The sequence below is a fragment of the uncultured Aggregatibacter sp. genome, assembly GCF_938046485.1.
In the GTDB taxonomy this organism is placed as follows: Bacteria; Pseudomonadota; Gammaproteobacteria; order Enterobacterales; family Pasteurellaceae; genus Aggregatibacter.
The window spans coordinates 1-9,576 of record NZ_CALIWN010000075.1 but is presented as its reverse complement, the minus strand read 5'-3'; the positions used below and the strand labels follow the sequence as shown (position 1 = coordinate 9,576).

At 39.3% G+C, this 9,576-nt stretch carries 9 protein-coding genes and 2 pseudogenes; all 11 read left to right on the top strand.

The genetic code is table 11. From position 1 onward, the window contains the following. Positions 1-407: type IV secretory system conjugative DNA transfer family protein (locus tag Q0203_RS09245; RefSeq protein WP_297931784.1), on the top strand; the 407-nt coding region annotated here is incomplete at its 5' end. 63 nt (positions 408-470) lie between these two features. Further along, on the top strand, positions 471-1,112 hold the full coding sequence (locus Q0203_RS09240) for a hypothetical protein (RefSeq protein WP_297931782.1): 642 nt from the start codon (positions 471-473) through the stop codon (positions 1,110-1,112). An 18-nt stretch (positions 1,113-1,130) separates the two neighbouring features. Then, positions 1,131-2,843, top strand: coding sequence for a calcium-binding protein (locus tag Q0203_RS09235; protein ID WP_297931779.1), 1,713 nt, complete (start codon positions 1,131-1,133; stop codon positions 2,841-2,843). A gap of 83 nt (positions 2,844-2,926) precedes the next feature. After that, complete coding sequence (gene virB11 / locus Q0203_RS09230) at positions 2,927-3,946, top strand: P-type DNA transfer ATPase VirB11 (protein WP_049329383.1); 1,020 nt, start codon at positions 2,927-2,929, stop codon at positions 3,944-3,946. A gap of 271 nt (positions 3,947-4,217) precedes the next feature. Further along, positions 4,218-4,529, top strand: a complete 312-nt coding sequence (locus Q0203_RS09225) for a metalloregulator ArsR/SmtB family transcription factor (RefSeq protein WP_297931776.1) — start codon at positions 4,218-4,220, stop codon at positions 4,527-4,529. Positions 4,530-4,603: 74 nt separating this feature from the next. Continuing rightward, positions 4,604-5,160: pseudogene (locus Q0203_RS09670) on the top strand (NADH oxidase); the annotation flags it as partial. After that, positions 5,060-5,656 carry a lipoprotein HlpB gene (locus Q0203_RS09210; RefSeq protein WP_297931771.1) on the top strand — a complete coding sequence of 199 codons (597 nt, stop codon included), beginning with the start codon at positions 5,060-5,062 and terminating at the stop codon, positions 5,654-5,656. The pseudogene Q0203_RS09670 and the gene Q0203_RS09210, both read left to right, overlap by 101 nt. A 222-nt stretch (positions 5,657-5,878) precedes the next feature. Beyond that, positions 5,879-8,215, top strand: a complete 2,337-nt coding sequence (locus Q0203_RS09205) for an autotransporter outer membrane beta-barrel domain-containing protein (protein ID WP_297931768.1) — start codon at positions 5,879-5,881, stop codon at positions 8,213-8,215. 161 nt (positions 8,216-8,376) lie between these two features. Beyond that, positions 8,377-8,637, top strand: coding sequence for a hypothetical protein (locus Q0203_RS09200; protein WP_297931765.1), 261 nt, complete (start codon positions 8,377-8,379; stop codon positions 8,635-8,637). A gap of 39 nt (positions 8,638-8,676) precedes the next feature. Then, positions 8,677-9,264: a hypothetical protein gene (locus Q0203_RS09195; protein WP_297931763.1), complete on the top strand. Its 588-nt coding sequence runs from the start codon at positions 8,677-8,679 to the stop codon at positions 9,262-9,264. Continuing rightward, positions 9,249-9,576, top strand: a pseudogene (locus Q0203_RS09190) (NADH oxidase); the annotation flags it as partial. The gene Q0203_RS09195 and the pseudogene Q0203_RS09190, both read left to right, overlap by 16 nt.

Genomic DNA, 9,576 nt, shown 5'->3' with positions numbered 1-9,576 from the left:
GTTACAACATTCGCCTATTTCCGATTATCCAATCAGTTGCCCAGCTGGATGCTGTTTATGGCAAAGAATATGCGCGTACTATTATCACTAACCATGCTTTGCAAATCATCTATACACCTAGAGAACAGCAGGATGCAAACGAATACTCTGAAATGCTGGGTTATACCACAGTGAAAAGAAAAAATGTCAGCCGTGGACGCGAACGTAGTGTCTCAGAAAGCGAAGAACGTCGAGCACTAATGCTGCCGCAAGAGTTAAAGGCAATGAGCCAAGATAAGGAAATTATCCTTTACGAAGGTATGTCGCATCCGGCGCAAGTGGGGAAAATCCGTTATTACCAAGATGGAACATTTACCAAACGACTGATGGGGGCGGTGAAAGTTACCTCATTAAAAGGAAAACGGTAATAGTAATAAAAGTCCAAGGCCGTCTGAAAATGAAATGTGCAGAATGACTAAAAAGGAATTTATATGAAACTATCAGTGATTACAGCCATATTAACTGTATGCTTGGTGACTTCCTGTACTCCACAGATTAGTAATAACAATATTAAGGATTCTTCTAAGACACAGAATGTACAAAAGGGAATAACTATGGAACAGGTACGCGATCGTTGCCGAGGTATGTTGCACAAAGTAGAAAATCGGGATGATCTAATTAAGCAGATGTATGATACGGCCTTTAAAGATGACTGCCTGTATGCAATGTATGCGCTAGAATTAGAAAATATTTGGAAAATCCCGGTTGTGGAAGGTTATGTCAATAATCATTTCGAAAATTTTGCTTCTCCTATCGGATTGTATGTGGCAATACAATATAGTTCATATCAAACCAGTTTCATTATTTTACCGACCAAACAATATTTCAAAGAAAAAATAAGTATTTTCCCAGAAAACAGATTTCCCGACTTTTTACCGAAGCCTAAGGAGAAAGAAATGCCTCCTGAGTATGGGGATTATTATCCAAGACGTGAAAGTGACCCAATTAAAGAGCTGGTTGATTACTACTGGCGTGAAAACGGTCGTGAAATAATTGCAGCAAATAACGGTTCTGGAGCAATTACATCATTTACTTTTTATAGTAATACAGAAATGAGCCCGATGGGTTATTGATACTGAGACTAATATATTATGACTAAATTAAACGAAAAAGCAGAAACTCAATTAAAAATATTGGGTTTCCATAAAACAAAAACACAATTCAATCCTACTATGTCAGAATTGGACAGGATAAAGGCAAATTATGAGCTGGTTAGACAGATTAATCAGTTTAGCAGTAAAGGACAGAGTTTTTTCAAAGTCACAAATAGTAAGAGTAATGCGTATTATGAGCCTAACGATAGAAACATCTATTTCCGACCAGGAACAGAGTATACTACTGCCACAGCAGTAGCCCATGAAATAGGACATGGATTGGGTAAATATCAGGCTAAATCTGCTAGTTACTATAATACTGCTAAAGCTTATGCTCAAGCACGAGGCTATGGAGAAGCAGAGGCTATCTTTAATGAAGCACGTATGATTGCTTATGAAGAGCGAAATAATGGAAGTGCTTATAGTACTCAAATTAGCGGTAATCTTTATCCTTATATCAAGGGTAAATCTTTCGAGCAAGTTAAGGATTTGATTGCTCGCCAAAATATGTATGGTATGCGTCCAAATTCAGAAGAAAATGGATCTATTAAATTGAGTTATTACGAAAAAGATATTTATTACTTTCTGAATAACCGTACTAATTTTGCCAAAGACTTTTCTGAGGCATTCTTAAAACCGGAAGATAAACAAGTATTTGTTAAACATATGGCAAATTATGACACTTTTGGAAATAAGGGCAACAATAAAATTGTTGCTGATGGATCATATAGCCGTGATAGTTTATTAATAGGCAGGGCTAAGACTTATTTAAAAAGTGGGGCATATATGTATGGAGATGCCGGAGATGATGTTCTAAAAGGTACTAATCAAAATGATATTTTATTAGGCGGTAGTGGTAATGATGTATTAATTGGTGGTAATGGTAATGATATTTTAGCCGGTAATTCTGGAAGAGATAAATTGTTTGGTGGTAAAGGACATGACAAATATCGTGCTGACAATTTAGATATTATCCGAGATTCAGACGGCAAGGGTGAAGTATCATTGAATGGCTATATATTACAGGGTGGTGTACGTGATTTATCTCAGCCAAACCGTTTCGTTTACCGTAGTGCTGGAATGGTATATGAATGGGATAGAAATACGGGGACATTAGATGTAAATGGTCTTAAAATTGAAAATTTCAAAAATGGGGATTTAGGCATTCATTTACAAGAAAAGAAAACAGGCCAATATAGTAGTGGTGTCAGAGATAGTAATAGTATTAGAGTACATTCTGCTACAGGAATAGAGAGTACTAAGATTTTACATCAACCTAAGAGCAACATAGCGCATGCTCCTGTTCCTGGCGATTGGGATAATATGCAATCTGTGAAGCCTTTAAAGTTGGAAGCTATCCCACAACATGCTCAAAATATCTATCAGCAAAGTAAACAAATTTTTACTGAATTCTGTAATAAAAAGGATATTAGCTACGATGAAAGAAGCTTAGATAATATTGCTATGGCATTGGCTGCTGAAGGATATGCAAATAAGATGCGAGGGGCTTCTTTAATCAATATCAAAGAGAATGGTCAGATTCTTATTGGTGACAAGGCTCCTGAATTAAGAACTGCTTCTGTGGATATGCAAAAAGCTGCAGTTACACCGATAGAGGAAAGTCTTATAAAGGTACAGGTAACAGCTCAGCAATTTGAATTAGAAACACAGCAAAAACAGTTGGCACAAGTACAAGCGCAGGGAATATAGGTGTTTCTCAATCTCGAATGAAAAGCTTCCTCAAGTTTTAAATTTCATTATAATTGTATATTTTAAATCAATTTATTTTAACTATGGATGAATTAAACTCAACAATTTCAGCGGATTTCTTAGATTATCAATATGAAGTATTGGGAATTACCTCTTTCTTAAAAGATCCTGATGTGACTGAGATTTGTATTAATAGACCAGGGGAGGTATTTTTAGAAACCTCTCAGGGATGGAAAAAGGTAGAAGTAAATACGCTAAACTTTGATAGGGCACGTCAGTTCTGTACTGCTGTTGTTAATGAAAGTAATACTGGTCAGCGAATTACAGAAGCGGAGCCGATGGTATCGTTGACATTTCCAACAGGACAACGTGCCCAATTTGTGATTCCTCCTGCCTGTGATGCAGGAAAAGCTTCAATTACGATCCGTTTGCCATCAAAACATACAAAAAGCTTAAGTCAGTATAGTAAAGATGGTTTTTTTAGTCAGATTATTGAGTTAAATGGAGAATTATCTCCTCAAGATAAGGAATTAGTCGAACTGAAGAACAATCGGAACTACGAAGAATTTTTTAAAAAAGCCGTTGAATATAAAAAGAATATAGTCGTTTCAGGTGCAACTGGTAGTGGTAAGACTACTTTTATGAAAGCATTGGTTAATCACATTCCTTTAAGTGAGAGACTAATCAGCATTGAGGATGCTAGGGAGCTATTTATTCCTCATGAAAATGTAGTTCATTTGCTTTACTCAAAAGGTGGACAAGGTAGTTCAAATATTACGGCAAAAAGTTGTATGGAATCCTGTCTGCGTATGAAGCCGGATAGAATTATTCTAGCAGAGCTACGTGGTGACGAATCATTTTATTTTATTCGAAATTGTGCATCTGGACACCCGGGATCTATTACAAGTTGCCATGCTGGTAGCACAGAACAAACATGGGATCAATTGGCATTAATGGTAAAAGCATCACCAGAAGGAAGTGGTCTGGAGTTTGAAGTTATTAAAAACCTGCTTAGGCAGACCATTGATATTGTTGTGCACATTAAAGCTCATGCTGGACAACGTTATATTACGGGTATTGATTTTAATCCTATCAAAACTTAATGTTGAAGATGACGCAATTGAAGCAATATATCATTGGATGATACAGAATGTGTGAAACATGCAAAGCAACTGTAGGCTTATGTTGTTAAGGTTGTGATATTAATGAAGGTTTAAAGGCTGTCTGAAAATCTTTCAGACGGCCTTTTCTTTTAAGCAGCTAAGGTTAAATAATCCTGATTTAAAAAACCTTCTTAAATTCCCTTTGACATTCCCCATCTTTCCTGCTAAAATTCGTTCAAATGTTTAAACGTATAAACTCAAGAAGCCGAATATGCCGCAGCAAACCATGAATTTAATGCGCGAGTGCACTCCTATTTTTACCGTGTTGAGTGATGAAAACCGCCATCAAATCCTGCGCGTGCTGTGGGAACACGGTAGGATGAATGTGAATGAGCTGACCGAACATCTGCATCTGTCGCGCCCTGCTGTGTCGCATCACTTGAAAATCATGCTGCAAGCCGGGGCGGTGGCGGTGGAGCAGGTCGGCAAAGAGCGGTTTTACAGTATTGCCATGGCGGATGCGGTGGCGAGATTGAAACAACTTGCTGATTTGATGGCTCAAAATTGCCCGCTTTCAAAATAGGGTTATCCGTTAACCCTTTATTTTTACCCAAATACGTTTACATTTTTAAACTTATCAACTTAAAGGAAAGAATTATGTTATTTACCCCGTTCACTTTTCCAAACGGAAAGACTGCTAAAAACCGTATCTTCAAATCCGCCATGGAAGAGCAACTTGCCCAAAACGACCAGCCGTCTGAAAAACTCGTCCGCCTGTACGGCACTTGGGCGCAAGGCGGCGCGGGTGTTTTGGTTACGGGCAATGTGATGGTCGCTGAAAGCGGCAAAGGTTTGATAAACGATGTGGTGATTTCAGACGACCGGGGGCTTGAGATGCTGAAAAATGGGCGAAAGCCGGCACGCAAAACGACACGCTGCTCATCATGCAAATCAATCATGCGGGCAAACAGTCACCTGCGGTAGTCAATAAAACGCCGCTTGCACCGAGCGCTGTACCATTGGTAGGCATGGATGGCTTTATCAATCCGCCGCGCGAATTGACTGCCGATGAAATCAACGGGCTGATTCAGCAATTCGTGCAAACCGCCAAAATTGCCGAGCAGGCAGGCTTTTCAGGCGTACAAATTCACGCCACGCACGGCTATCTCATCAGCCAATTCCTCTCGCCGCACCACAACCGCCGCCAAGACCAATGAGGCGCATGCCGGTTTAACCGCAGCCTATTTATTTAATAAAGGTCGTCCGGCTAAATCGGTTTTCACCATTCATAATTTTTGGAACAAGGCACAAGAACAAACACAGTTACAATCACAACAAAAATTCCAACAAGATTTGGTGGCTGCAGTTCAAGCTCAAGATGAGAAAAAAGTGAAAGAAGCGATTGAAACATTTAATCAATCAGTAAAAGATACAATTACAAGCTTAGATGCATTAGATGTAAAAGCAGAATCAATTAAATCTATCAAAGAGCAAACCAAAAATGTATTAAGCTTGGCGAGTGGTTTATTGGTTGATCAAGCTAATATGAGTTTCACTAACCCGACACAAACACCGGAGCAACAAAAAGCTTATGCTGAAAAAGCTGAAGTATTAAGAAAAGCAATGGCCGAGTTACAAAAACAAAGTGTCGAATTAGAACAAAAATTTAATCCTGCACCGGTCGCAGCGCCGGCACAAGACGCAAAATAATATTCTGACTTATTTATCTAAAAATAAATCGCCTTATTGTTCCGCAGTAAGGCGATTTTTTATATGAAATATACCTTGAAAAATTACCGCACTTTTTGGATTTAATTAGAAAAGTGCGGTGAGTTTTCTGTCAGTTTTTTCCGAAACACTCCTTTGATTTGTGTTGGGGTATATGTCGTGCTAAAATTTGAGCTCTATTTAATTAAAAACGAGGATAAAATAATGGAATTTAAGCTTAATAAACTTACATTAGTTTTATTATCAGCTCCGCTTATTGCTAATGCAAGTATCACTCATAACGGAACCAACGTTCTGCCTAGTGGCTTAGCTACAAGCATCACGGATAATCAAGAGCATACTATAAATGGGTTTTTAACCATTGCGGAGGGGAGTAAAACAACCCCTGCAGGGCAAGCAAATGGTGAAATGACCATTGATAATGGCTCTAAGTTAAATATCAGTGATACAGTAATGATTGGAAATCAAAACAATGACGGTTTCGGTGGTAAATTGACTGTCACTGGTGCCGGAAGTGAATTAAATGTAGGCGGGATATTAAATATCGGTAACTACAGTAATGCGAATCTCTCTATTTTAGAGGGCGGAAAGGTAAGCTCAACATTTCATGGTGATCCTAACGCGCCTCACTTTTGGGGATGGCTTCTTCATAAGCCAGATGGTCGAACAGCTATTAATACTAAAATTATTATTGATGGTGAAGGTTCTGAACTTTCTTATCATAAAGACTCATTAATTCGTGTAGTTGGTGGCGGCCACAAAGAAACAAATGTTGATGTATTGATTTCTAATGGCGGTAAACTCAGCGCAGGTGTGTTGCAATTAGAAAATGGCACAGCCAATATCCAAATTGGCAACAAAGGTAAAGGTGGAACACTAGATGTTAAACGTTTTTCTATTGGTCTTACAAAACCAACATTCACCTTTGACCAAAATGATGAGTTGAATTTTACCCCTATTATCCACACGTATGGTTCACTGAAAGAATCTCATGTTAATTTCATACAAAGTGGTTCTGGCACAACCTTATTTGCGCCAACAAGCATGAGAGGCGTAAATTCTAAAATTGATATTACCGATGGTACATTGAAAGTCGGTAGAGATAATGTCTTTTTAGGTGCAGGAACTAAAAACAATGAGATTAATATTGGTTCCAAAGGTACATTAGCATTAAATGGTCATAATGCTGATGCGTTAACCGTTAATAATGAAGGTACCATTCGTCTTGCCTCTGATGATGAATCGGCAGATAAAACACTTCGAGTGCTTGACTATACTTCTAATAACGGAAAATTGATTGTCAGTTCCGTTTGGAATAATGATTCAAGTACAACCAAGTCAGATCTTTTGTATATTCTACGTTCAGCAACCGGCCATACTGTAGTTGAAACGGCTAGTGGTTATATTGAAGGAGATATTCTTCGTAAAGCTCATGAAGATGCTTATTCAGCTCCTGTGGTTTGGGACGCAAATATAAATTCTCAAGCTACGTTTACTGGAACGGCTAAAACAAGAAATGCCGGAGAAGCTCAGTTAACCAAGAAGGATCGTTCTATTTACGCGTGGACATTAAAAGCATTTGGTCATGATATTTATGCGGCACCGGTTTCTGCATATATCCAAATGCCACGAGTCAACATGGAATTAGGTTATAGCGTGTTGGATACGTTACACCAACGTCGTGGTGAAATTAGTCAATCACCAAATTCTTCCGTTTGGGCGCGTGTTTCCGGTAAACGCTTGGAAACCGAGGGACGTTCCCGTTTAGACGTTGATAGTTCACAATATGTCGCACAAGTAGGTTATGACTTTAACCGCAGCGAAATGCAAAATGGCGTACCACAATCTCTAAGCGGTGTATATTTTGCTTATTCTCGTGCAGATAGTCGCTTCTACGACCAATATCGTGCTGAAAACGGTGTTGTAGCTGCTGATAAATATACCGGTAAAGGTAAAACAACAGCAGCAAATATCGGTGTATATCACTTATACCGTGCACCAAATAATGCCTATGTGGACACAGTAGCGCAATTCTCTTACTTAACTAACAAATACAATTTTGTATCTAATCCAGAAGTAAGACAACATGGTTGGAGCGGTACGGTATCTGTTGAGGGTGGTCACAGCTTTGCATTAGGCAATTCCAACTGGCGCCTTGAACCACAAACCCAATTGGTTTACCAACATTTAAAACTTCAATCATTCCATGATGGAGTTCGTGATGTTGCACAAGGTTCGGACAACAACTTACGTGGACGTATTGGTGTGCGTTTAAGCCACAGCAAAGACTTCCAACGTAACCCAAACGTGTATTTTGTCGCAAACGTATGGCATGATTTTGTTAAAGCAAAATCTGTCTTAATCGGTGATACCAAATATGGCGAGAATTATTCCCGCACTTGGTTGGAAGGTGGTGCAGGTTTAAATGTACCATTCGGTAATCACGCTATTCATGCAGATCTTCGTTTAGAACATTCTCTAGGCAATAAAGGTAACCGTTCCGGTGCGAAAGCCGTGTTAGGTTATAGTTACGCTTGGTAATTCAAATAACGAATATATAAAAACAAAAACCACCTTCTGTTGAAGGTGGTTTTTTATTAGATGATTTAGTTTTTATAATATGGTTGCTGATTTGTTTCAGTAATAAAAAAGTGATATGATCGCGCCCCGTCTTAATTCTGAGACAGAGAGGAAAAAAAACTATGAAATTTAAAACGTTGCTTCTATTAGCCGCGCCATTGGCTGCGAATGCAAGCGTTACTTGGTCAGGGACTAATGACGGAATTCCGGAAACCCTTGGGAAAGTAAACCCAGATACGGTTAACGGCTTAGTTCAAGTTGGTAGTGGTAATGGTAATGAAGGTAATCTTAGAATTGATGGGGGCTCTGTTGTAAATATACAAGGGACATTACATATAGCCAACCATCGCCAGTCTAAAGGAACTGTTGTCGTTGACGGGTAAGGCAGTAAACTCATTGTAACCAGTGATGCCAATAATCCAATGAATATCGGTAACTTTGGTAGTGGTAATTTATATGTTTCCAATGGTGGGCAGGTAATCGGTGAATTTGAAGGGACTGAACCGACACCTCACTTTTGGGGATGGCTTCGTGATACCCCGGAAGATGTCACCAATACGGTAATTTCAGTTACTGGTAAAGGTTCATTGCTTCAGTACCCGAAAAACGCCGAAATTCGTGTTGCCACAAGTGATTGGAGCTCTAAAACCAATACTGTTAATGTATTAGTTGCAGATGAAAGTAAACTTACTGCGGGGACATTAAGAGTAGGAAATGGTACAACCAACATCCAAATTGGTGATAACAACAAAGCAGGCACGTTTGATGTAGAAAAAATTAAACTTGAAGAGAATCCTCAAAAGGTCAAATTTGATTTCGCACAAACAGATGATTTTAACTTCACGCCTGAAATGACCTCAGCTTCCCCTACTACTAAGATTGTTGACTTTGTTCAAAGAGGGAGTGGCACCACTTTATTTGCACCAAGAAACATGAGTGATATTAGCTCTAATGTCGGTATTACTAACGGTACATTAGAAGTTGGTAGAGATTCAGCCAAGCTCCGTTGATTATTACGGGTGGCCTCCGTTCGCAAAACGCCATGGAAGATGCACTCGCCAGCGGCCATTTGGATTTGGTCGGCGTCGCCCGCCCGTTTGCCTTAGTCCCTGATTTGGCAAACAAAATGCAAAACGGCACTTACCAAACCGTGCAGACCGACCGCATCCAAACGGGCGTAGCGTTGGTTGATAAAAAAGCGGGCGCGATGCTGGAAATGAACTGGTATATGACGCAAATGGACTTGATCGGACAAGGCAAACAGCCCAATCCTAAATTGTCGGCGTGGAAAGTTTTACTGAAAACTTTGTGGGAAAACGGCA

Excerpts from the sequence above, each read along its gene's own strand:
- Q0203_RS09235 (WP_297931779.1), top strand. The coding sequence starts at position 1,131 with ATGACTAAATTAAACGAAAAAGCAGAAACTCAATTAAAAATATTGGGT.
- Q0203_RS09240 (WP_297931782.1), top strand. The coding sequence starts at position 471 with ATGAAACTATCAGTGATTACAGCCATATTAACTGTATGCTTGGTGACT.
- Q0203_RS09200 (WP_297931765.1), top strand. The coding sequence starts at position 8,377 with ATGAAATTTAAAACGTTGCTTCTATTAGCCGCGCCATTGGCTGCGAAT.
- Q0203_RS09205 (WP_297931768.1), top strand. The coding sequence starts at position 5,879 with ATGGAATTTAAGCTTAATAAACTTACATTAGTTTTATTATCAGCTCCG.
- virB11 (WP_049329383.1), top strand. The coding sequence starts at position 2,927 with ATGGATGAATTAAACTCAACAATTTCAGCGGATTTCTTAGATTATCAA.
- Q0203_RS09225 (WP_297931776.1), top strand. The coding sequence starts at position 4,218 with ATGCCGCAGCAAACCATGAATTTAATGCGCGAGTGCACTCCTATTTTT.
- Q0203_RS09195 (WP_297931763.1), top strand. The coding sequence starts at position 8,677 with ATGAATATCGGTAACTTTGGTAGTGGTAATTTATATGTTTCCAATGGT.